The 23186-nt window shown below is 38.8% G+C and carries 24 protein-coding genes and 2 pseudogenes; 16 read left to right on the forward strand and 10 right to left on the reverse strand.

Annotation, left to right across the window (positions count from 1 at the left end; translation table 11 throughout):
* The first annotated feature begins 112 nt into the window (after positions 1-112).
* The 3 genes from HLH18_RS14650 to HLH18_RS14660 all read left to right on the forward strand — a co-directional run bounded on the left by HLH18_RS14650 (position 113) and on the right by HLH18_RS14660 (position 2349).
* Positions 113-703, forward strand: coding sequence for a LemA family protein (locus HLH18_RS14650; RefSeq protein ID WP_131289285.1), 591 nt, complete (start codon positions 113-115; stop codon positions 701-703).
* 96 nt (positions 704-799) lie between these two features.
* Positions 800-1798, forward strand: a complete 999-nt coding sequence (locus tag HLH18_RS14655; RefSeq protein ID WP_250852446.1) for a TPM domain-containing protein — start codon at positions 800-802, stop codon at positions 1796-1798.
* The gene (locus tag HLH18_RS14660) at positions 1792-2349 is read left to right on the forward strand and encodes a TPM domain-containing protein (RefSeq protein ID WP_171547415.1); all 558 of its coding nucleotides are present in this window, start codon (positions 1792-1794) and stop codon (positions 2347-2349) included. Before HLH18_RS14655 ends, HLH18_RS14660 begins: the two co-directional genes overlap by 7 nt.
* 36 nt (positions 2350-2385) lie before the next feature.
* Here HLH18_RS14660 and HLH18_RS16170 read toward each other — a convergent pair.
* The 3 genes and pseudogenes from HLH18_RS16170 to HLH18_RS16230 all read right to left on the reverse strand — a co-directional run bounded on the left by HLH18_RS16170 (position 2386) and on the right by HLH18_RS16230 (position 3997).
* A pseudogene (locus HLH18_RS16170) lies at positions 2386-2856 on the reverse strand (transposase family protein).
* A complete protein-coding gene (locus tag HLH18_RS15870; protein ID WP_214647357.1) occupies positions 2804-3214 on the reverse strand; it encodes a transposase family protein in 411 nt (136 codons plus the stop codon). Before HLH18_RS15870 ends, HLH18_RS16170 begins: the two are co-directional and overlap by 53 nt.
* Before the next feature lie 429 nt (positions 3215-3643).
* The gene (locus HLH18_RS16230; RefSeq protein ID WP_171547416.1) at positions 3644-3997 is read right to left on the reverse strand and encodes a prepilin-type N-terminal cleavage/methylation domain-containing protein; all 354 of its coding nucleotides are present in this window, start codon (positions 3995-3997) and stop codon (positions 3644-3646) included.
* A gap of 369 nt (positions 3998-4366) precedes the next feature.
* Between HLH18_RS16230 and HLH18_RS14675 the strand changes: the two genes are divergently transcribed.
* On the forward strand, positions 4367-6001 hold the full coding sequence (locus HLH18_RS14675) for a PglL family O-oligosaccharyltransferase (protein WP_171547417.1): 1635 nt from the start codon (positions 4367-4369) through the stop codon (positions 5999-6001).
* Between the two features lie 51 nt (positions 6002-6052).
* On the opposite strand, the gene bfr is transcribed toward HLH18_RS14675, so the two are convergent.
* The 6 genes from bfr to gmk all read right to left on the reverse strand — a co-directional run bounded on the left by bfr (position 6053) and on the right by gmk (position 10883).
* On the reverse strand, positions 6053-6517 hold the full coding sequence (gene bfr / locus HLH18_RS14680; protein WP_171547418.1) for a heteropolymeric bacterioferritin subunit Bfr: 465 nt from the start codon (positions 6515-6517) through the stop codon (positions 6053-6055).
* A gap of 248 nt (positions 6518-6765) precedes the next feature.
* Positions 6766-6960 carry a bacterioferritin-associated ferredoxin gene (locus HLH18_RS14685; RefSeq protein ID WP_005259971.1) on the reverse strand — a complete coding sequence of 65 codons (195 nt, stop codon included), beginning with the start codon at positions 6958-6960 and terminating at the stop codon, positions 6766-6768.
* Between the two features lie 163 nt (positions 6961-7123).
* Entirely contained in the window at positions 7124-7507 is a 384-nt protein-coding gene (gene ridA / locus HLH18_RS14690; RefSeq protein ID WP_067726797.1) for a deaminase RidA, read from the reverse strand.
* 68 nt (positions 7508-7575) lie between these two features.
* Positions 7576-9681: a RelA/SpoT family protein gene (locus HLH18_RS14695; protein WP_171547419.1), complete on the reverse strand. Its 2106-nt coding sequence runs from the start codon at positions 9679-9681 to the stop codon at positions 7576-7578.
* 220 nt (positions 9682-9901) lie between these two features.
* Entirely contained in the window at positions 9902-10183 is a 282-nt protein-coding gene (rpoZ, locus tag HLH18_RS14700; RefSeq protein ID WP_004650579.1) for a DNA-directed RNA polymerase subunit omega, read from the reverse strand.
* Between the two features lie 76 nt (positions 10184-10259).
* Complete coding sequence (gene gmk, locus HLH18_RS14705; RefSeq protein WP_171547420.1) at positions 10260-10883, reverse strand: guanylate kinase; 624 nt, start codon at positions 10881-10883, stop codon at positions 10260-10262.
* A 134-nt stretch (positions 10884-11017) separates the two neighbouring features.
* On the opposite strand from gmk, the gene ispH reads away from it, so the two are divergent.
* From ispH to rplS, 12 genes are all read left to right on the forward strand, one after another.
* Positions 11018-11968: a 4-hydroxy-3-methylbut-2-enyl diphosphate reductase gene (ispH, locus tag HLH18_RS14710; RefSeq protein ID WP_171547421.1), complete on the forward strand. Its 951-nt coding sequence runs from the start codon at positions 11018-11020 to the stop codon at positions 11966-11968.
* Between the two features lie 161 nt (positions 11969-12129).
* On the forward strand, positions 12130-12609 hold the full coding sequence (locus HLH18_RS14715; RefSeq protein ID WP_171547422.1) for a pilus assembly FimT family protein: 480 nt from the start codon (positions 12130-12132) through the stop codon (positions 12607-12609).
* A complete protein-coding gene (pilV, locus tag HLH18_RS14720) occupies positions 12603-13118 on the forward strand; it encodes a type IV pilus modification protein PilV (protein WP_502708150.1) in 516 nt (171 codons plus the stop codon). The genes HLH18_RS14715 and pilV overlap by 7 nt, the downstream gene beginning before the upstream one ends.
* Positions 13118-14041: a PilW family protein gene (locus tag HLH18_RS14725; protein WP_250852443.1), complete on the forward strand. Its 924-nt coding sequence runs from the start codon at positions 13118-13120 to the stop codon at positions 14039-14041. The genes pilV and HLH18_RS14725 overlap by 1 nt, the downstream gene beginning before the upstream one ends.
* Positions 14038-14844, forward strand: coding sequence for a hypothetical protein (locus tag HLH18_RS14730; RefSeq protein WP_171547425.1), 807 nt, complete (start codon positions 14038-14040; stop codon positions 14842-14844). Before HLH18_RS14725 ends, HLH18_RS14730 begins: the two co-directional genes overlap by 4 nt.
* A 64-nt stretch (positions 14845-14908) precedes the next feature.
* Positions 14909-18712 carry a PilC/PilY family type IV pilus protein gene (locus HLH18_RS14735; RefSeq protein WP_214647358.1) on the forward strand — a complete coding sequence of 1268 codons (3804 nt, stop codon included), beginning with the start codon at positions 14909-14911 and terminating at the stop codon, positions 18710-18712.
* Positions 18696-19208, forward strand: a complete 513-nt coding sequence (locus tag HLH18_RS14740) for a type IV pilin protein (protein WP_171547426.1) — start codon at positions 18696-18698, stop codon at positions 19206-19208. Before HLH18_RS14735 ends, HLH18_RS14740 begins: the two co-directional genes overlap by 17 nt.
* Positions 19202-19645 carry a type IV pilin protein gene (locus tag HLH18_RS14745; protein ID WP_171547427.1) on the forward strand — a complete coding sequence of 148 codons (444 nt, stop codon included), beginning with the start codon at positions 19202-19204 and terminating at the stop codon, positions 19643-19645. The genes HLH18_RS14740 and HLH18_RS14745 overlap by 7 nt, the downstream gene beginning before the upstream one ends.
* Before the next feature lie 143 nt (positions 19646-19788).
* Complete coding sequence (gene rpsP / locus HLH18_RS14750) at positions 19789-20046, forward strand: 30S ribosomal protein S16 (protein ID WP_131289255.1); 258 nt, start codon at positions 19789-19791, stop codon at positions 20044-20046.
* A gap of 28 nt (positions 20047-20074) precedes the next feature.
* Complete coding sequence (gene rimM, locus HLH18_RS14755; RefSeq protein ID WP_171547428.1) at positions 20075-20623, forward strand: ribosome maturation factor RimM; 549 nt, start codon at positions 20075-20077, stop codon at positions 20621-20623.
* 42 nt (positions 20624-20665) lie between these two features.
* Positions 20666-21406: a tRNA (guanosine(37)-N1)-methyltransferase TrmD gene (gene trmD / locus HLH18_RS14760; RefSeq protein WP_131289259.1), complete on the forward strand. Its 741-nt coding sequence runs from the start codon at positions 20666-20668 to the stop codon at positions 21404-21406.
* A gap of 149 nt (positions 21407-21555) precedes the next feature.
* Positions 21556-21930 (forward strand): 50S ribosomal protein L19, encoded by a 375-nt coding sequence (gene rplS / locus HLH18_RS14765; protein ID WP_131289261.1) that lies wholly within the window; start codon positions 21556-21558, stop codon positions 21928-21930.
* A gap of 78 nt (positions 21931-22008) precedes the next feature.
* Here rplS and HLH18_RS14770 read toward each other — a convergent pair.
* Positions 22009-22980: pseudogene (locus HLH18_RS14770) on the reverse strand (esterase/lipase family protein).
* Between the last annotated feature and the right edge of the window lie 206 nt (positions 22981-23186).

Raw genomic sequence — 23186 nt, forward strand, 5'->3', positions numbered from 1 at the left:
GGTTTTTTATTTGGATGGATTTGCAGTACTGAAAATAAACAAAACTAAGCCTAAATATGTTTACAATAAAAATATTTAAACAAATACAAAGAAATATAGAGGATATAGGCATATGAATGTAATGAAAAAAAGTTTAGTCACTATGGCTCTTGTAAGCACTTTAACTTTATCTGGTTGTGGCTATAACACGCTACAGGTGAAAGATGAAGCGGTAACAGCCTCTTGGTCTGAAGTGCAAAACCAATATCAACGCCGTGCAGACCTTGTACCCAACTTAGTCAATGTGGTGAAAGGCTATGCTAAACATGAAGAAAAAGTTCTAACAGAAGTCACTCAAGCACGTGCCAATGTTGCAGGCTTAAAAGTAGATAAAGAAGTCTTGGAAGATCCGGCCTTATTCCAAAAATATCAAGAAGCACAGGCGCAGATGACCAGTGCATTATCGCGTTTAATTGCGGTTTCTGAAAATTATCCAGATTTAAAAGCCAATGAACAATTCCGTGATTTACAAGTACAACTTGAAGGCACTGAAAACCGTATTGCAGTAGCGCGTAACCGTTATATTGCATCAGTTCAGGATTTTAACGCGTATTCACGCCAGTTCCCGCAAGTGATGACCGCCAAAGTTATTGGGATGAATCCAAAGCCGAATTTCAGTGCAGAACAGAGTGCACAAACAGCACCTAAGGTTTCATTTGAATAATTGGGGATTTGTATAGAACAGGATGCGCTTATGTCTGCTCCAGAAAATAAAAATGCTCTTGCTATCATTTTCCAGCTAGTGGTCTTGTGTTGTGCAATGCTATCGAGTTCATTTGCTTTAAGTGAAGTGGCAACCGCATCTGACACAGAAGAGGCGATTATAGCGGGTAAAGTTATTCAGGAGCAGCAACAATCACAGATTCAACAAAAAGCATCAACACCAGCACAAGTTCAGCAACCGAAAATTGCCAATGATATGGCGGAAGGAGAATCCATACGTGGATTGCCGACTTTAAATGAGCCGGTTGTTGATCAGGCAAATCTATTAACAGAAAGTCAGAAGCAAGAAATTAGTCAACGGATTCTAAAGTTGCATGAACAGGGAAAGGCGCAAATTGGTGTAGTGATTGTACCCACTACAGGTCAGGAAGATATTTTCGACTTTGCCATGCGTATTGCTGAAAAATGGCAACTTGGATCGGCAAAACAGGATAATGGTCTATTGATGGCGATTGCTGTGAATGATCATCGCATCCAAATTCTGACAGGCTATGGTTTGGAGGGTGTAATACCCGATATCGTGGCAAGTCGTATTATTCGAAATCAAATCACGCCTTATTTTAAACAAGCCCAATATGCACAAGGAATTGATGCCGGCTTAGTTGAGATAGAGCGTATTTTAAATATGGATCCAGAAGTAGCACAAAAAGCCGCGCAAGAACTTAAAGAGCGTCATGAGCAAGCTTTGCATGAGCAGCAAGCTAAAGAGAAAACTTTTAGTACCGCATTATTTATACTGATCGCTGGCATTATTGGTTCCTTTATTTTTGGCAAGGGTTTAAGTGCATCTACTGCGGCGGTGGCTGGAACGGTAGCTGGGTTGGTGAATGGTGCAGGATTAGTGACCAGTTTATTGATTGGTGGCGGGATATTCTTTTTACTGATTACGGCTATTGCACAAACTATTTTCCAACTGTTTTTGGCTTCTGCCGGTCGTGGCGGTGGTGGAGGACGAGGCGGCGGCTTTGGAGGTGGTGGAGGATTTAGTGGTGGCGGTGGTGGATTTGGCGGGGGAGGAGCATCAGGCTCATGGTAATAAAAACAGAAACGACAGAAATTGTCACGCAACCTAAAACTGAAGAAGTAAACCAACCCAGTTTTAAGCGTTGGTTAAAGCATTTTTTATATATGCCTGCAACCAAGCGATACTTTTCCAAACAGGATCAGGCTGCGATCACACAGGCAGTGTCTGAGGCTGAACATGGTCATGTCGGGGAAATTCAGGTGGTGATAGAAGGTCATCTACCAGTAAATCAGGCATATTTTCAAAATACCCGCATGCGCGCCCGACAATTGTTCGCAGAACTTGGGGTATGGGATACTGAATATAATAGTGGTGTGCTTTTATATATCAATCTATGTGAGCGTAAAGTTGAGATTGTCATTGATCGGGGAATAAAAACGGCTACAGAGCAAATGATTTGGGATGAAATCTGCCAAAATATGGTTGCTCAGTTGGCCCAACAGCAGTTTCAGCAGGCGGTAATTAATGGCGTGATGCGTATAGGTCAGGTGCTAAACCAGTTTTATGCTCATTCCATCAATGAGCAAACTAATGAATTAGGAAATTATCCTGTGATTTTATGATAGGTGATAATTAGTATAATAGACCTCTTTCATAAATCATTTTTTACTCAGTTCCAAGTTGTAGATTCCAGCGATTAAATTGAATCTCAAACCGAGTCTTTTACCTCTATTTCGATAACGCTCAGCAAGGATTCTGAAGGTTTTCAGGCTACCAAATACATGTTCAATACCTATGCTTCTTTTATTGATTTCCTGATTATAGATTTTGAGTTCTGGATCCAATTTACAGTGTCTTTTGGATTTTAATGGCAACAGACAATGTGGATACAACGCATAAATCCCCTGATAGCCTTTATCTGCAAGGATAAAAGCCCCAAAAGGAATCTAGTTTAAATTGCATTTGAACAACTCGAAATCATGCACTGCACCGCGACTGGTACATAAACTCAGAATTTGCTGAGTTTTGTAGTGAATCATGGCCTGTACTTTAAAGGTGTGCGTCTTTTTCTTACCGCTATAGCTTTTCTTCTGTTTTTTTAGGCCTTTGGATTGGAATTTCTGTAGCATCTACGATCACAACATTCCAGTCTATGCCTTCGCCTTCGGGCAAATTCTTAGGTAAATTAAAAAGATTGGACTGAATCAGACAGTCTTTAACGTGACGTACAATTCGTGAGGCTGTTGGCTCTGCAACTCCGTAACTCGTAGCAACGTGAAATAAAGTTCGGTATTCACGCCAATAGCTCAGACAGAGCAGAACCTGATCCTCCAAGTTTAACTTGGGCGGTCTGCCTTTAGTTGCAACATGCTTTTTCAATTGCTCAACCATCAAATAGAAGGTTGAGCAGTAGATGCCCGTGTATCGCTTGAACTGTGTTTCAGAAAGCTTTTTTGAATCGATATATTTTATCCGTAGATTATGCACGAATGGTCATAAATATAGGGTGCAAATATTAATCAAAAAGATGATCACTTTTTGAGTTATGAAAGAGATCTAATTATGATTTATATACACGATCAGATAAGTATACAAAATTAGAAAAAGGGTGGTGTTATTAATAATGACATAGTAGTGATTGAGGCGGACGTATAAGTGAGGTTCGATTAATAATAAAGCCATCATTGCTACATTAGTTGCTGTAATTGAGCTAGCTGTACAGGAGATAGGAGAAAATGTAATTTCTCCTGCACAACACATTGAGCAACCTGAGAATAAGACCAAAGCAGTTAAGAGTGATTATGAGCAGTTACAGGAAGATTATGAAAAACTATTAGAAAAAGTATATTCGCTGTTTTTGAAAAATTTTAAATTAAAAAAACGCATCTTTAAAGATGCGTTTTTTATTTTACTACCTTAGTTACCACTCGCTGATGTATACGTACATACAGCATTAGTATTACAAGATACTGCTGCATCACCATTGCCACCTGCAGTAGCAGTTAATCCAGTAAATCCCGCAACAGTAGTAACGGCACTTAAATCGTCAATTGCGGAACATGCTGATTTTACAGGAGCACCTGGCGATTGGCCATCATTTACTGCAGCTATAACCTGATTTGCATAGCCTTTAGCCTCAGATAAACAAGCACGGTTTTGAGATTTAATTGTGTAATTAGTGTAAGCAGGAATCGCAATCGCAGCAAGAATACCGATAATAGCGACCACAATCATCAGTTCGATCAATGTAAAGCCTTTCTGTGCATTCATAACATTCTCCACAAATGTTTTGTTAATTTAATTATAAGCTTTGTAAGCTAGTTTATAGTTTGCACAAAGTGTGCCAAAGCATATTATCTAATTATTATGCTTGAAATCAATACTTTGTTTAATAGATTAAAAATGTAAAAAAGCGTAAAGTAAATTTGTGTAACTAAGTGACAAAAAATGTCATTTTTTGGAGATTTTTATGGGCTGTTTAAAAGTAGAAGAAAACGTATATTTTCAAAATTTAGCCTCCATTTTTCAAAATTTTATTCATTAAAAATATGCCCCTTACTTTTTCATTTTAATAAAAATTATCTATTCGTTCGCTTTTTTATTATCATGGGTAAAATTTAATTTTCACTGAATTCACTCATGAAATTCATCTTAATGCTGCTTGCAGTAATCCTCATCTCCCTTGCTTGGCTCCTGCCCATCCATTATCGCCCTTGGGTTACCTATACGGGTGAACTCTTTGCTTTTTTATCCCTCTTTGCCCTTGCTACCATTTATTTAAAAGACAAAATTAAATTACCGATGATCAGCCTGCCTTTATTGCTGCTTGCGATGATTCCGCTGATTCAATACCTAAGTGGTGAGCTATTTTTCTTTGATAAAGCTTTGACCAGTGCGCTATTTGTCTTTGGATTTTGGCTGAGTATAGCCATCGGCTATAACTTGTCTGTAGAAAAAATAAATCGTGAAGAGGTTTTTACCGGGCTAAGCTATGTGTTCTTCATGGCCGGTACTGCAACGGGAATTATTGCGATCTGTCAATGGTTAACACTAGATGCATATATCCCCGGGATGGTGGATATGCAACGTGCTGTTCGTCCATATGCCAATTTTGCCCAGCCCAATAATATGGCCACTTTTTTACTCATGTCACTTTTGGCATGTTTATATTTATACGAAAAAAAGAAAATTCATACCAAATGGTTGGTTCCAGCAGTATTTATGATGTTGATGAGTTTAGCCTTAAGCCAATCTCGTACATCGTGGGTGGCTTGCCTCTGTATTATTATGTATTTGGCTTATCAGCAGTTTAGAGGCTATATTTCAATCAAGTGGTATTACGTTACTGCTTGGACAGCACTGTTTGTTGGTTTTATTTTTCTACTTCCGACCATTGGTGGCTTTCTCACCCAGCTTGCTGATACTCAAATTAAATCTGTAGATATCGCACGTCGTGCAACAGGCGATATGTCACGTTTAGCCATCTGGCAGCAAATGCTACATGCAATTGCAGACCGTCCATGGTTTGGCTATGGCTGGAATCAGACCAGCGTCGCTTATACACTGGTCAGTGATCATTTTCAGGGACCGGTGTGGGTTCGTAGTGCGCATAATTTTATTTTAGATTTTATTCTTTGGAACGGTTTGCTTATCGGTCTTCCTTTTCTTGCTTACTTTGGCTATTGGGGCTATCAACTCAATAAACATGTCAATTCAGTTGAGTCGGTGATTGGTATTTTAATGATTGGTGCTGTGTTGATTCACTCAATGCTGGAATTTCCACAGTATTATGCTTATTTCTTGTTACCGGTCGGTTTTATCATGGGGCTTGTTCAGTCTCAGCAATCCAATATTAAAACGATTACACTTTCACCCAACTATATGCGCGTGGGTTATGCAGTTTCTTTAATATTGTTGATTTTAATTGTCAGAGATTATTCGGTTATGGTGCCCAAACTGAATCAGTCGATGCGTTATGAGCAAACACCTGAGAAAATCACCAATCAAGATCAAATTTATTTACTTGAAGAGTTTGATCGACGTATTGAGTGGATTCGGATGAATCCATATACCAAGGTAAATGTGCAACAGTTGGAAGATATTAAGGAGATGGTGCTGAATTATCCAACTAAATATGATCTGATTAAATATGCTAAAGTCTTGGCTTTTAACGGTTATGAACAAGAAGCAAAACATCAGCTTTGGTTATTAAAAACATTACGTAGAGTCGATCTGGATTATGCTTCATTAGCAAAACCAGTTACTGCAAAGTGATATTTAAAAACTAAAAAAGCCAGTGGATTGACTGGCTTTTTTTATAGAGAATTAAATTTGGCTTTGAATATAGTTTTCAATACCGACTTTCTCAACCAAATCAAGCTGGGTCGTGGTCCAGTCTAGATATTCTTCTTCTTTTTCCAAAATTTCCTGTACAAGATCACGGGTCACATAATCCATTTCCTGCTCTGCCAAGCTGACCGCTTTTTGTAGCGCTTCAATATTTTCGTTTACTTTGCGCACATCACAATTCAGTACTTCAACAGTATGCTGACCAATGTACAATTTGCCTAAATTCTGTAGGTTAGGTAGACCTTCGAGAAATAAAATACGTTCAATAATTTTATCTGCATCTTTCATTTGGCGAATGGATTCTTTATATTCTGCAGAACCGAGTTTCTCAATTCCCCAGTCATTAAACATGCGCGAATGAAGAAAATATTGGTTAATGGCAGTCAACTGGTGATATAGCACCTGATTTAACTGATTAATCACATCACGATTGCCTTTCATTGTAAGTTCTCCATCAACAATTTCTGCCTTAACCATGTGTCAGGCAATCAAAAAATTATTATTGCAATGATCTTAAACAAGAACCGAAATAATGGCGAGTAATTTATTGAACGGCAAATGAAAATCGGAATCAAAAACGATTAAAGGCCAAATTAGAATAATGGGATAAGAAAACCCGCTTAGAGTCGTAAGCGGGGGAGGAAGATGATCTTTCGATCATTAAACTTTGATTATTAAGGTCATAGTATTTAAGCGGCTATCGATATACGGGCAGCGATTTCTGAAAGTTCATCGCTAATGATGGCGCGCGCTTCTGGTGCGCAGCGACCACAGCATGTACCTAAATCAAGTAAGTCGCGAATTTCGCGATAGCTTTCAGCGCCATTGGCTACGGCATCTTTAATATCTTGATCGGTAATACCACGACATAAACAAACGTACATTTTCGACTACCACAATAGTGAAATAGGATAAGTAATATTATTGATAATTGTTATCGTTTGTCAATGAAATTCATTTGAAATATTATTCTTGTTTATTGAGTTTTTGAATAAAAAAATACCACCTGATCGGTGGTATTCTAGACAATTATTTAACTATCTGATTTTATTTATTAATAATGACCACCCCATCCATTTCCACTAAAGCATCTTTAGGGAGGCTTGCGACGCCTAATGCGGCACGTGCAGGGTAGGGTTGAGCGAAGTATTCACCCATAATCTGATTGACCAGCTGGAAATGCGAAAGATCGGTCAGGAAAATATTCAGTTTGGCGATATCTGCCAAAGAACCACCCGCTGCTTCACAGACTGCTTTTAAATTATCAAATACTCGACGAATCTGAGCCTCAATACCTTCAACCAATTCCATACTGTAAGGGTCTAAGCCAATTTGACCTGAAAGATACAGTGTATTTTCAACTAAAATCGCTTGAGAATATGTACCAATTGCGGCTGGTGCATTTTCCGTATGGATTACTTGACGGGACATTGATTTCTCCTTATATCATCTTCATACATCATAGCGCATATCAGTCAAAAAAGTTGCATATGATTGAATTAACTTGCTTTAGATGCTTCTGTAATATTAATCGGTTGGGCTAAACGGCTAATGCGCGGAAAACCAAAATGCATGCGTAAATCACGAATGATTTGAGCAATTTGCTTGCGGTTATGCACCACAATATTCACGTAAGTTTTCCCTTCGTGGTTATGCACCATTTCTACACCGGTTTTTTCTTTACGGCATTGGTAGATGAGATCGGAAATTTGTTCATCGTTCATCACCATATCAATGCTTAAATAAGCTGTAAAGCTAATATCATCGGCATCTTCAGAAGCCCACTGTAAAGGCATAATATTTTCTGGATGCTGGTGCTGTTCGTGTAGAAGATTGTGACAACGGGCACGATGGACGATTAATCCACGACGCGATAAATGTCCTTGAATAGGATCACCGAGAACAGGATTGCAGCAATGCGCATATTTGACATCCACACCTTCAGTGCCTTGAATCAGGCGGGTTGAAGATTGAGTTTCGATGCTTTTACCTTGAGCAAACAGATGATTGGCAACCAATTGTGGAAGCAAATCACCCACAGCGACTTGTTCAAATAACTGCTCTTTAGATTCGATGTGTCGCCATTCCAAGATATCAATCCAGTCTGCCTCGGTTAAGTCTTTTATCGAGCGATTAAACAGTTTCAGTGCACGATTCAGTGCTTGTTGACCGACCAGTTGCTGCTCTTCAATATCTTGATCACGCAAAATATTTTGTAAGGCACGACGTGCTTTTTGGGTATTAATAAAACTGAGCCAATCTGGATTTGGGGTTGCGAGGACATCAGTAATAATCTCAACCACTTGTCCACTAATCAATGGAGTTGAAAGTGGTTTGGTTTCACCATTTACTTTTGCACCTACAGCATGATTGCCTAAAAATAGACTGGCTGAATAAGCAAAATCGACTGCTGTTGCCCCTTGAGGGAGTTCATGCAAATTGCCGTGTGGGGTATACACCCAAATTTTTTCTTGATGTAAATAATCTAACAGGTCGCTAAATGTGGTCTTTGCACAGGCACCATCAATCAGGACATTGAGGTTTTGCATTGAAGCTTGAATGGCTGAACGGCAGGCTTGAGGCGCATTTTCACCCAGAACCACACCAAAACGAGCAGCCTTACGCATAAGTTCAGTTTGAATGGTCAGGGATAGCGTGGTTTTCTCACCTTTTAAACGCATCATCAGCGATTGATTGCCGCCTGGAAGTGGACGGCGAATATGATCTTCATAATGCAAAATTTGGAAATTTTCCCGCAGAATTTCTGCCAGACGGTCACAGTCAGCAATGCTTTGTAAAACAATTTCAAAAGCATGGCTATGCGTCAGTTCTTGCAGATTGATATCATTTTTAACAAAGTGGCGCAGTAATTCAATATTGTTATTTTTCTTTTTAATACGACCTGAAATTTGATGCTGCTGCAGCAGTTCAGTGAGGTTTTTTTCCCAAATACTTTGATATTCACAGCGTTTGGGTTTGGTTTGAAAGAGTGCTTCTTGCACATTATTAAACATATCGAGATCGAGATTTTGATAGCACAAATGTTCTAAGTTATCGGCCATCTCATTCATCCCGACAATACGTGCCATCGGAACAAAAATATCAAAGGTTTCTTGGGCAATACGCCGACGTTTATCTGGGCGTAATGAACCCAGTGTGGTCATGTTGTGATAACGGTCTGCGAGTTTAATAATAATGACACGTGGGTCTTGTAGAGTCGCTTGCAGAATTTTACGGAAGGATGCGGCTTTATTATATTCTTTATCACTGGAATGACTGAGCTTGGTGACGCCATCGACCAGTTCTGCAACGGTACGTCCAAATTTTTCAGCGATGTCTTCTTTATTAAAGTCAGTGTCTTCAATCACATCATGTAAAAGTGCAGCCATCAGGGTTTCTGCATCTAAGCGCATATGCGAAAGAATACTACTCACCGCGATAGGATGCAGGATGTAAGGTTCACCACTTTTTCGGGTGATCCCATCATGTGCAATATCGGCATAATCGCAAGCCACAAGCACGCGCTCGACATCGCTTGCACTTAAGTAAGCGTCGATAATAATTTTGAGCTGTTGTCTGGCTTGGCTGACCTGTGGGCCTGGCATATAACACCTTTATTACTTCAATTTTACAGTTTAAATCGCTAGCCCTTTAATGAAGAACATATTGCATGACTTGTCAAATTTTTCATTCAAAAAAAAGCAAAAAGATACATCTTGAATAACGTATCTTTCTACTTATGTTATAACGGTTATTGAACAAATATAAAAGTTATCCAATAAAAAAAGCCTAGTTAAAAACTAGGCTTTTTTAAGATTTTTTTTCTTATTGGAAAGAAAAGCCATCTAAATTCAAGTTGTTTGCAGAAAGTGCAAGGTCAAGACTAGATGTTTGATAGTCTTGATCACGTTGTTTCAAAATATCTTTAGATACATGACCTGCTGCAATTTCACGTAAAGCAACTACAGTCGGTTTATCGTTATCCCACTCTACAGTTGGTTCGATGCCTTGACGTGCCAATTGACGCGCGCGTTTGCTTGCCACTAGTACAAGCTCAAAGCGGTTGTCTACATGGTCTAAACAATCTTCAACGGTTACGCGTGCCATAAGAATTCTCGTTTGAATATTAAATTTGAACAGACTGAGCAGTATAAAAGGCTTTGCCTGTAGACTCAAGTTTTAATCACAATTCAACAGGAGTAATTAATTTTTCAATCAATTCCTGATGACGGTCTGCTTGTTGGGATATCACCAAACGATTGGCAATAATCACGCATTCCAGGTCATGTAGGGCTTTATTAAAGTCATCATTAATAATGACATAGTCAAAGTTTGTATATTGCTGCATATCTTCTACAGCACAACCTAAGCGATGTTCAATCACTTCAACAGAGTCTGTACCGCGATTTGAGAGACGTTGACGTAAATCAAACTGGCTTGGCGGTAAAATGAAAATTTGTTTAGATTCTGGGAAAAGTTTACGAACTTGTTCTGCACCTTGCCAGTCGATTTCAAGTAAAACATCATGACCTTTAGCCAATTGTTGTTTTACTGTGGCTTGAGCCGTGCCGTAATAGTTACCAAAAACTTCGGCATACTCAATAAAACCACCTTGCTCAACTAGAGCAATAAAATCTTCTTTTTGCGAAAAATGATAATGCACACCTTCGAGTTCACCAGGGCGTTGACCACGAGTTGTGTGAGAGACAGAAACGTGTAAATTATTCACACGCTCAAGTAGGGCTTTAACGAGAGATGTTTTGCCTGTTCCAGATGCAGCAGAAACGACAAACAAGAGACCCGACATGATATTTTTCCTGATATGATAAAATATCTTCTCTATTTTAGAGCAGACAGCCCGCAAACTAAATAGCTGATCGTAGGTTGTTTGCATTTATTTCAAATTATTCAGTCTAAATTCAAGTGAACATTGAGGGTCTTATGGAAATTGTATTGGCCAATCCACGTGGTTTTTGTGCAGGTGTCGACCGAGCAATTGCGATCGTCAATCGGGCACTTGAATGCTTTAATCCGCCCATTTATGTACGTCATGAAGTGGTACACAACAAATTTGTAGTCGATGATTTACGTCAGCGCGGGGCAATTTTTGTCGATGAACTGGACGAAGTGCCCGATGATAATATTGTGATTTTTAGCGCGCATGGTGTTTCTAAAGCTGTTCAGCAAGAGGCTGAACGTCGTGGTTTAAAGGTTTTTGATGCAACTTGTCCATTGGTGACTAAGGTACATATTGAGGTGACCAAATATGCCCGTGAAGGGACTGAAGCTATTTTAATTGGTCATGAAGGTCATCCTGAAGTTGAAGGAACCATGGGACAATATGACAAAAAAAATGGCGGTGAAATTTACTTGGTTGAAGATGAAAAAGATGTTGCAGCTTTAGTCGTCCATAACTCTGAAAAAGTGGCTTTTGTCACGCAAACGACTTTATCAATTGATGATACGGCGAAAGTGATTGATGCTTTACGTACAAAATTTCCTGAAATTCAAGGTCCGCGTAAAGATGATATCTGTTATGCGACCCAAAACCGTCAAGATGCAGTACGTGATTTGGCTATGCAGTGCGATGTGGTTTTAGTGGTAGGTTCTCCAAATTCATCAAATTCGAATCGTTTACGTGAATTGGCTGAACGTATGGGGAAACAGGCTTATTTAGTTGATAACGCAGATCAGCTTGATCAAAATTGGTTTAATGAAAATACTAAAATTGGGGTCACTGCCGGAGCATCAGCACCAGAAATTTTAATCAAGCAAGTGATTCAACGTTTGCAGGACTGGGGAGCTAAAGCACCAGAAGAGCTTGCAGGGCGTGAAGAGAATATTACCTTTAGTTTACCCAAAGAGTTACGTATTCCTGTAACTCAAGCATAAAGCGTGAATGATTTAACATTCTGAAATTTTTAAAAATTTGACAGATAATTGTATTTTGACAGTTATCTGTTTTTTTATACCTTTTATCTCTATTTGTGTCAGTTTTGTAAGCTAATTAGATATTATTTTTAATGGGGTAAAGTTTTGTTGTCGGGGGGAGTATGCAAAAAGAAAAAGGATTTACCTTAATTGAGCTCATGGTGACGATTGCAGTATTGGCGATTGTGGCCAGTATTGCTGCTCCTTCATTTGTAAGTACTTTAGCTTCTCAAAATTTAAATGGTGCAAGTAATGAAATTGCTTCAGCATTAGGAGAAGGAAGAAGTCGAGCTATGGTGATGGGTAATACTGTAGTAGTTTGTCCTAATAAAGATGCAGTTGGCGCTGATGTGACAGAAACTATATGTGTAAATAAATTATTATCTTCTGCTGATGCAAGCCAATTTATTGATCAAAAGAGAGTAATTCTTGTAAATCTTCCTAAGAAAGTTGAGATTAAATCTAATAATTATGGGGTGGTATTTAAAGCAAATGGTACTACTTCGTCTGTTACCTCAATAACAACATGCTCAAATAACATAAGTAGAACTATAAACGTTGCTTTAATTGGGTCTTTAACTCAAACCAAAGGTACATGTTAATGATAAGTAGAAAACAAAAAGGCATAGGCATGGTTGAGGTATTGGTATCTCTTGTTTTATTGGCTATTGGGGTCCTTGGATATACCGCTTTACAATTACGTGCAATTGAGGCGGGGGATGAAGCATTGGTTAAATCACAAGCTATTATGTTGTTACGTGGCTTAACAGAGAGTATACGTTCAAATCCTCAAGGTCAAAGCAGTTATCCGGCAGCTGTAAGAAATTATACATCTCAGAATGCACCTAATGCGCCTAAAAGTTGTCTCAATACAACATGTACACCTGCGCAGATGGCAACTTATGAAGCTTATTTGGTGGCACGAGCTGCAAATCAAATCGGCGTCATGATTACTATGAATGAATGTCCAGAAGTTAATTCAATTAAAAGACAATGCATATTCGCAGCTTGGGAAAATACACTGATATCTTCAAATAATTATTTAGCGTGTATGAGCTCTGGTGGTGTGTATGTAGCAAATGCTCGATGTGTAATGATGGAGGCATATTAATGGATAATAAGTTTTCGAATAGTCCTTTTCATCAAGCAGGTTTTACTTTAGTTGAATTAATTGTGGCACTTGCTTTGGGGTTATTAATTACAGCTGCTGCAACGCAATTGTTCTTGGGGGGAATCGTTACGACTCGTATCCAACAAGCGAATGCAGAATTACAAGATAGCGGAGTTTTTGGGCTAGATTATATTGCTCGAGATATTCGTTTAGCTAATTATGGCAATATTAGCAATCCTGAATTAACTAATACTACTCCACAAGGTGGGATTGTACTTTCTCAAGGGGCTTCAGGCACTGTAAATGTATCTAAAGATATAGGTGGTAATTCAGTCACTCGTAGTGGATTGGCTTCAAATGTGAATGAAACAAGTGACCAGCTTACTATTCAGTTTACAGCACCAAATGATATGTTTAATTGCGAAGGTGAGGAAGTAAAAGCAGGAGAATATATTATCCAGCGTTATTTCTTGAGAAAAGATACTAATGGGGGAGAGAAGGATTTAGTACTTGCTTGTGATGCTAATAAAAAAGGTGCAATGTCAGCTGCAAATATCACGGATTTTGGAGGAGCTCAATTAGGTGAAGTGATTATGCCTAGAGTTGATCATTTAAGATTTTATCTAGGAACTATGACTAAAAATAATACTAATATCGTATCAAATACATACTACACCATAGATGAGTATATCACTGCTGCAAATGCGGCTCGTAATGCAGGTCAACCTATTCCAAGAATTACCTCTGTAAAAGCAGCAGTAATTGTTAGATCTATAGATAGCACAAATAACCAACTGATTGATCCAACTAAACCTATTTCATTTTTAGAAAAGTCGGTAACGCTTACTAACCAAACAAAGCATTTAAGAAGAACATATATGATGACTATTGCAATACGTAATGGTCTAGGGGATGCAATATGACTAACTATCAAATTTACACTCCCCAGCGTGGAGCAACATTGCTTGTAGTCATGATGATGTTGCTTGTTTTAACAGTAATAGGTGTACTTGCAATACGTGTAGCAATGACAAGTTTAAATATCTCGACAAATACTCAACTTGGACAATTTTTAGGCCAAACTGCTGATACACCCATCAATCAATTATACACAAGCAATTTATCAAGCTTAGTAGATTTGAGTGGTGCGATTGGCTACGCGCTTCAAGACTCAAAATTAGAACCAGGAAATGAATATATATTTTGCTATAAACCTCTATCCAATGAAAAATTTGCAGCCTCTTTGGGTGTTGCTGTTAAACGACCTCCAACAACTAAAACAGCGAAAGCTGAACTTGTTTCTGGGGGGGTGGATGCTTTTTGTAATTTAAGCTCTGATTTTGGCAGTAGTCGTGAAGCAGTTGTTACCCAGGTAGCTGTCAAAATTCCCAATGATGCAGAAGAAGATTTGAAACCTGGGGCCTTATTAAGCCGTGGAAATAATTTAAGCTCGGGTACTATCATGCCAAAGAATGTTGTTGAGCAACAAAGAATTCGAGTTACTACTACCTCTGTAGTGCCAAGCTTTACTAAAAATTTGGATGCAGCTCAAAATTGTATCGGAACAGGAAGTGGTAATGCAGGTTACATCAGTGATGATACAAGTAGTGATACTAAGGGATTTGAAACAATTGCGACTTGCTTGGCCAAACTTGGTGTTCCAGTAAATTCTCAGACTCAAGAATTTAATTTGCAGACAATTTTTACTCAGACTCAAGCTCCTTGATTGAGAGGATAATACAATGAAAAAACACATAAATACCTCATCAGTTGTTTCAAGGTTTAAGACAATGAATTTACGTCCATTAGCAATGTCTTGTTTGTCATTTATGGGTACTTATGCCTTAACAGCTTCTGTGGTACAAGCAAGTGATTTACAGATTTATGCGACACCTAAAGCAGGTCAAAAGACCATTATAATGATGCTCGATACATCAGGTTCAATGGCAGATACAGATAAAGGTCAGACGGGATCTCGTTTGACTCGTTTAAAAAATGGTATGTATAAACTTTTAGATAGCACAGATCCTAATTTACCTGAGACAAAAGTTGGCTTAGGTCGCTTTTGGGCATCTGGCAATTATGATGGTGGTAAGATTTTAATTGAAGCAGAAAAATTAGGTAAAGTAGGTTCTGCTCATCGAGAAAAACTCAGAACAGCAGTAAAAAATTTATCTGCTGATGATTGGACCCCTACTGCACAAGCTTATGCTGAAGCTGCAGCCTATTTATTAGGCACAAACACTATAAAAAGGGCTATTATTGCTGTTGATAAATATAAAACTGAAACTAAATCTGAAATTGTAAATTATAAGTGTGAAAATTCTACTTATCCACATCTTAATTCTAATCAGACCAGATGTTATCAATATAAAGATAGATATGGATATCTTTCTGGTAATTGGGAAGCTCCGACAGCTAACTATGAAAATGTCACTCGTCGATATGAGTGTACAGGTTTAAATAATACTAATTTCACCACCGAAATACAGACCTGTAAAACATGGACGGAAAAAAGTAGTATTCCAAGTACTTATACAGCTGATGGAACACGTGATATTACAGATGGAGTTTTATATTACTCAAATCAAGTACAAACAGATGGAGATAGTAATTATAGTGGCTTTACAAAGGTTTCTGTTGGAAATATTAGAGACGAGCTAAATTATAAAAGTCCCTTACCTGAAGTTGCTAAAAGACAAAGCTGTGATGGGCAGGGGATATATGTCTTATCTGATGGTGAAGCCAATAGATCAGGTTCGACAAAAGTTTTACCTTTAATGCAGCAGGCTTTAAATGATACGAGTTTTAAATGTCCAACAAATGGTTTAACAAATTTAAATAGTGGTAATGGTGATTCTGCATGGCATTGCATGGGGGAATTTGCTAAATACCTTTTTGATAAAACAAAGAATCCATCCGGCGTTTCTATACAGACAGCATTTGTAGGTTTTGGTAATGATTTTAATGGATTAGATAAAGCACATGTACAGCAGGCATGCAAGCTTAGTTCAAGAACTCAGGATGATCGTCGTTCTGATGATTCTTGTTCACCTACGGCAAATACAACTCATAAATTAACAAAACCGGGTTATGGGAATGGGGGCTTCTTTGAGACTCAATCTGAACAAGGCGTAACAGATAGTGTTATTCAATTTATTAAAAACCTTGGTGATACTCAGATTGAACCATTGTCTACGGGTGCTATTTCTGTCCCTGTTGATGCCTTAAATCCAAATGGTTTTCAGCCTTATGGCTATTTGCGTGCTCTCTCACCGAACCCGGGACAACCAGTATCAATCTGGATAGGAAACTTAAAAAAATACGATATTAATAATGGTGCTTTGGTCGATGGCTCTAAAACAATTTTTAATGAAGTAGGGAAATTTGATCTAACCACTAAAGACTTATGGAATCCAACAAGTGTTGCTGATGGTGGTATGGTAAATCAAGGCGGAGTTTTCTGGAATTTACCAATGCCAACACAAGTAGTAAGTGCAGTCAATGCGAATCCTGACCTTAATATTAGAGCGGTACCAGCGATAACTGCAAATCCAAATGGACTGCGTAATTTATATACAGATGTTTCTAAAGTAGAAAATAATCAACTCATATCTAAAACTTCAGGAGAATTGTTAAAAATTCCAGATGTTGAAAGTGGAATAGTTACATCTGGAGCAAACGTTTTAGACAAATTTAAGAATCAAGACGTATTGAAATCATTTTCTCTAGAAATCAAACATAGATTATTAAATTATCTTGGATATGATTTAGGCGAATCTATAGCAACAGGCTTGCCAGCAACTTTACCCGTGCCTACTAAGCCATTTGTAAGTTTAGGGGGGAGTATTCATTCATATCCATTGCAACTAACATACTCGGGTGAAATCAACGCGAATGGTGATTTAACTTCAGTTAGAAAACAATCTGTTATGTTCGGCAGTATGGAAGGAGGCTTACATATTGTCGATGCTAAAACAGGTGTTGAACAGTCAGTATTCGTTCCTGCGGAAATATTGAAAAATCCTGAGGCAGCGAAAGCTTTAAGAGCTGGTCAAGCAGGTGATATCCAACATGGTATTAGTGGAGCCTGGATTTCAGATACTGCTTATGAAATGAAACGTGGTACTAGCACAACGAGCTCAGCTGTTACTGCTAAAAAAATGAATGTGTATGGTGGTATGCGCATGGGGGGGAATAATTATTATGCCCTAGACCTTTTAAATGAAAATAAACCTAAATTATTATTTAGAGTTGGCAATGACTTAGCTAATTATACACGTATGGGGCAAACATGGTCTAAGCCGGTTTTAGCTAATATTCGTTATAACAATAAGATTCGTCGTGTAATGATTGTCGGGGGTGGATATGATATGTGTTATGAAGACCCGAGATTTAGATTAGGTCAAAATAATAGCGCAGATTTTGGTGGTGCTTCTTGTAACAAAGCACAGGCTTTAGGAAATGCTGTCTATATTATTGATGCAGAAACTGGTGAGCGTATCTGGTGGACAAGTAATGAAAAATCTGACAAGGATAATGCTAATTTAAAACATAGTGTGGCTACTCGTATCAGTACTTTAGATCGGGATGGGGATAACTTAGTTGATCATCTGTATTTTGGTGATTTGGGTGGGCAAGTCTTCCGTATTGATCTAAATAATAAAAAAGATACAGCTACAGCAAGTTTTGGACATAATGTTATTCGTTTAGCTAACTTGGCGACTACTGAATCTGGAATAGCTATTAATAATGGTGATGCACCGCGATTCTATCAACCACCAACTATTACGATTCATGACGAAGGTAGCGAAACTTTTATTCTGGTAGCAATTGCTTCTGGTGACCGTAGTACACCGCTAGATGTTGCCCCAAGTAAAGGTCGCGAATCAATTAAACCTCTTGATCCTTTACAGAATCGGCCGACAAATAAAGTCTATGGCTTGATTGACCGTGATTTCGTTGAACGTGATTTGTTCAAGTCTACTTATACGACATTTAAGTCACAGGATATTACGTTAAATCAACTTCAAAAAGATCCACAAAAATTAACTTCATTTACAGCAGTAAAAAATACCTTTTTTGGAGGAAGTCCTAAGCATGGGTGGTATCGTTCATTATCAAGTGATTATCTAGGTAATGAAGTTGCTAGTCGTACACCAGGTGGAGTTAAGGCATTTGAGGAAGAGCCTATTGCGATTAAAGATAATTTATTTCTGCCCGTATATGATCCAGAAGGTACTGGTGTAGAAGATGCAGATCCATGTCAGCCACGTATTATAGGTGAGTCAAATCGTCAACAGTATTGCTTACCTTATGGGACTTGTTATAAGGGTGAGAATAAAGATAACGAAGCTGAAAAACGTACAGGTATGGTTATTATTAATGGTGTAAACCAGAATGTACTTGGTTCAGGTATTCGAGGAATTGCCCTTGGTCCAACTGGTGGTTCAGGCGGCGGTGGAACGGCCGATGATCCAAATAGCTGTGGAGCATTAACATTGATAGGTAATATCAAAGGGGCGGGAGAATGGAAATGCTCACGTATTTTGAATCCAATACGATGGTATGAAAAAAATGTCGCACCTAAATAATAAAATAAGTAATACTATTAGGATACCTAATAGTATTACTCTCCTAAAAAATGGATTCACACTCATTGAATTGATGGTTGTTGTAGTAATATTGGCGATTATTGCTGCGATAGCATTACCTTCTTATTCAGCGTATACCCGTAAAGCTGCAATATCTCAAGCTGAACAAGAAGTCCAGAAGATTGCTGAACAATTGGAGCGTCATAAGTCGCGTAATTTTAGCTATAAAGGTTTTGATCCTGGTTATATTTATGGGCAATCAAGCCCAATGGTATCTGTATCAGTAAAAAACTATACTCTTACGATACGGGATTTAGACTCACAAAAATTACTCACCTCAACAGATCGAGATATGCGTGGACAAGGTTGGGCAATTAAAGCTGAAACGACAGATAGCCAAAATTATAACCTTCTCATGACTAGTACGGGTATTCGCTGTAAATCTAAAGCAATTATTTCAAGCTATCAATCATGCTCAGGAAATGAAACATGGTAAAACACTTTAAACAGGGCTTTACCCTCATTGAAATTTTAATCGCAGTAGCAATCGTGGGGATATTAGCCGTGATCGCATACCCTTCTTATACACAATATGTAATTAAGACCAAGCGTGTGGATGCACAAAGTAAAATGATGGAAATTTCCCAAAAGTTAATCCAGTACAAAGCAGCTAATGGTAATTTTACTGGCGCAACTATTACAGATAATAATATATATGGTAGTAATACTTTTCCTCAAACAGGCGATACAACTTATACATTTACTTTGAATATACCGAATGCAAACTCGTGGACTCTGACTGCAGAACCTGCAAACTCAAGCACCCAAGATGGCAATGGATGGATTTGCTTAAATAATCAAGGTCAAAAATACTGGGTGAAGGGTTCAACTACTTGTGTGCTTTCAGCCACCTCAAACTGGGACGGTCGCTAAAATAAATTCAAACTGTGGATAACCTAAAATTTGATCTTTCTTTCACAGCAAATATAACGTAAAATATTGCCCTCTATGAAAGGGGTTTGAAATGTTCCGGTGGTCGGTACGTGGATAATCCGTAAAAACTATAAGGTTCTATCATGGTTGTTATTCGTCTTGCACGCGGTGGTGCTAAAAAACGTCCGTTCTATCAAATCATTGTGACTGATAGCCGCAATGCACGTGACGGTCGTTTCATCGAACGTATTGGTTTCTTTAACCCTACAGCTCAAGGTCAAGCAGAAAAACTTCGTTTAGATGCTGATCGTTTTGCTCACTGGGTTGCACAAGGTGCTCAACCTTCTGAACGTGTTGCTTCTTTAGCTGCTCAAGCTAAGAAAGCTGCAGCTGCTGCATAATTTTTGCGAATTAAGTAGTAGGTAGCCCATGACACCAACACAGAATGTTCCCGAAGATCGTATTCAGATTGGACAGTTACGTTCAGCATATGGATTAAATGGGTGGCTCTGGGTCTATTCCAATACAGAACCCATGAGCAACATCTTTGACTATCTTCCTTGGTACATTGAGACCAAAGCAGGTTGGCAAACAGTAGATGTAAAACGCTGGAAACCGCATGGTAAAGGCTTGGTTGTTAGCTTAAAAGGTGTGAGCGATCGCACTGCAGCAGATGGCTTGGTTGGCACCAATGTTTGGATTTCAAAATCGCAACTTCCGAAAGCAGGAATGGACGAGTTTTACTGGACAGATTTGAAAGGCTTAACAGTGTTAGGTCTGGACGATGCTGAACAAGAAGTAAATCTCGGTAAAATCCATGAATTGTTTGAGACCGGTGCCAATGATGTGATGGTGGTTCACGCAACACCAGACAGCGTTGATGCTGAAGAGCGAATGATTCCATGGCATAAAGATGTGGTACAGCGAGTTGATCTTGAAGCTGGTCGTATCTACGTAAATTGGGGCGTAGATTATTAATCCTTTAAGGATGAACGCAGCAGGAAAATAGAGGAGTCTGCGATGTTTTTTGCAGTCATTACGCTTTTTCCTGAAATGTTTGAAGCGATTACAGCCTACGGTATTAGCGGGCGTGCAGCAAAACGTGAAATAGTACAAGTCACTTGTATTAATCCTCGCGATTATGCTGAGGGCAACTATAAACGGGTGGATGAACGTCCATTCGGTGGTGGTCCGGGTATGGTGATGATGGCAGAACCATTGTCAAAAGCAATTAACCATGCCAAAGAGCTTGCAAAGCAAGCAGGTTGTGTTCAGGTTCCTGTGGTGTATATGTCTCCACAAGGAAAAACCTTAAATGAGCCGGCAGTACAGCAATTTGTCGAATATGACGGTTTGATTGTGCTCTGTGGTCGTTATGAAGGTGTCGATGAACGTTTGATCCAGCAATATGTTGATCAGGAATGGTCAATTGGTGATTATGTTTTGTCGGGTGGCGAACTTCCTGCGATGGTTTTATTGGACAGTATTATCCGGAGACTTCCGGGTGCAATGTCTGATGAACAATCGGCGATACAAGACTCATTTGTGGATGGTCTTTTAGACTGCCCGCAATATACCAAGCCAGACCATTTTGAAGGTTTGGATGTGCCTGAGGTGTTAAAGTCTGGGCATCATGCCAATATCGAAAAATGGCGGTTTTTGCAGCGCTATCAACGAACCCTTGATCGCAGGCCCGAGCTTGTAGAAAAAGTTGAGTTGACCAAGCAGCAAAAGAAATGGCTAAAAGATTTGAATACTTAAAGTCGACTTTAAGTATTTTTAAATAGGCTCTTTATCGACCGAAGTGAAGACTTAGGTGATAAAGGGAAAGATAAACGGGTTGATATGCGCTTTAGCCTCTGTCCCCAGCGGTAACAGACCTCTTCTGTCCGCACATTGGAGATTCCCACATGAGTGGTAAACATCCTTTAGTTCAAATTATTGAAAACGCTCAATTAAAAACTGATATCCCAGCTTTTGCACCAGGTGATACAGTTATTGTATCTGTAAAAGTAAAAGAGGGCGATCGCGAACGTCTTCAGGCTTTTGAAGGCGTTGTAATCGCAATCAAAAACCGTGGTTTAAACTCTGCGTTCACAGTACGTAAAATTTCTAGCGGTGTTGGTGTTGAGCGTGTATTCCAAACTCACTCTCCAATCGTTGCTAAAATCGAAGTTAAACGTCGTGGTGACGTGCGTCGTGCTAAACTTTACTACCTACGCGAATTGTCTGGTAAAGCTGCACGTATTCGTGAAAAATTACCAGCTCGTAAAGTTAAAGCTTAATTTTAAGTTTTATCTCGAGTTAAAAAAATGCGCCTTTTGGCGCATTTTTTATGTCTGAATCTTTTTAGTTTTATAAACTTATAAACCTTGCAGTTTTAAACGGTTGGCATGTTGACGGTAAATTGCCACAGGGTCTTGTGCAAATATGCCTTGTATCCCAAAGAAGTGGTTAATTTCATCAAAGTGATTGTGTTTGTAATCTTGACGAATCACTTGGCCATAACGACCACTACACAGTGATACAAGACCATCATGGTCTTTGCTTTTTAACAAAGTTGTGCCTAAAGCTACAATTGAGGTATCGATCACATCTAAAGGATTGGTAATTTGTTGATTGCCCATCCAGGAATAATGATAAATACCATCAGCAGTGTGTTTTTGCCCCTGACTATTACAATCTTAGGGAATGGCCGCTGAACCATATTTCGCATTAAATGCCATAATACCTGTGGTGCTTAGAGATTGCATCGAGCCTTCATAATCAACACTAAGTTTTGGATTCGTCTGGATCAGCGCGATACTTTTACCCAGTAAACCAAAAACCACTTCTGCAATCGGATCGAGAAATTTACTTTCTACCATCACATCGGCCAGTTTGGTGCCTTTCATTGCTCCTGCGACCGCCGTCATGGAGGCAACTTTTTCGGGTGCAACACCTTCAATATATTGAATGGTCGGGCCACCATGGCTATGACCGATTAAATTCACTTTTTTCTTGCCGCTGAGGGCCATGACTTCATCGACTTGTTGTAAAAGCTGTTCCCCACGAACTTCTGTCGATTCTACCGCAGACATTTCCGCTGCAAAAACCGTCGCACCATTACGTGCCAAGTCTGGCAAAATTTGATACCAATAATCTAAGCCCAACATTTGCGTACCAATACGCGAGAAGCCTAAGCCGAAACCATGTGCCATCACTAACGGGTATTGGGTGGTTGCATAATTCGATACAGCTTTTGCCTGATATTGGGTTAAGCCGGCAGCTTGCGCAGGTAAATGCACGAATGCAACGCTGCTCAGTGCAGCGAGGACGATGTGTTTAAGTTGCATTGAATATCCTTGATTATTTTTTTAACACTTTTATTTTTAGACAATTCATATTGTCAATATTAGGTAAATTAACAATTTTTAGTTTATAAATAAAGCAATAGAGGATGGGTGGCGAGTTTTGAAATCATCAGGATTCAAGATCAACAGATAGATATTTTAGGTATTTATTTTTATTAAAAAGAACGATTTTCCGCTCTTTTTAGCAA

The sequence above is a fragment of the Acinetobacter sp. ANC 5414 genome, from assembly GCF_013004295.1.
Lineage (GTDB): Bacteria > Pseudomonadota > Gammaproteobacteria > Pseudomonadales > Moraxellaceae > Acinetobacter.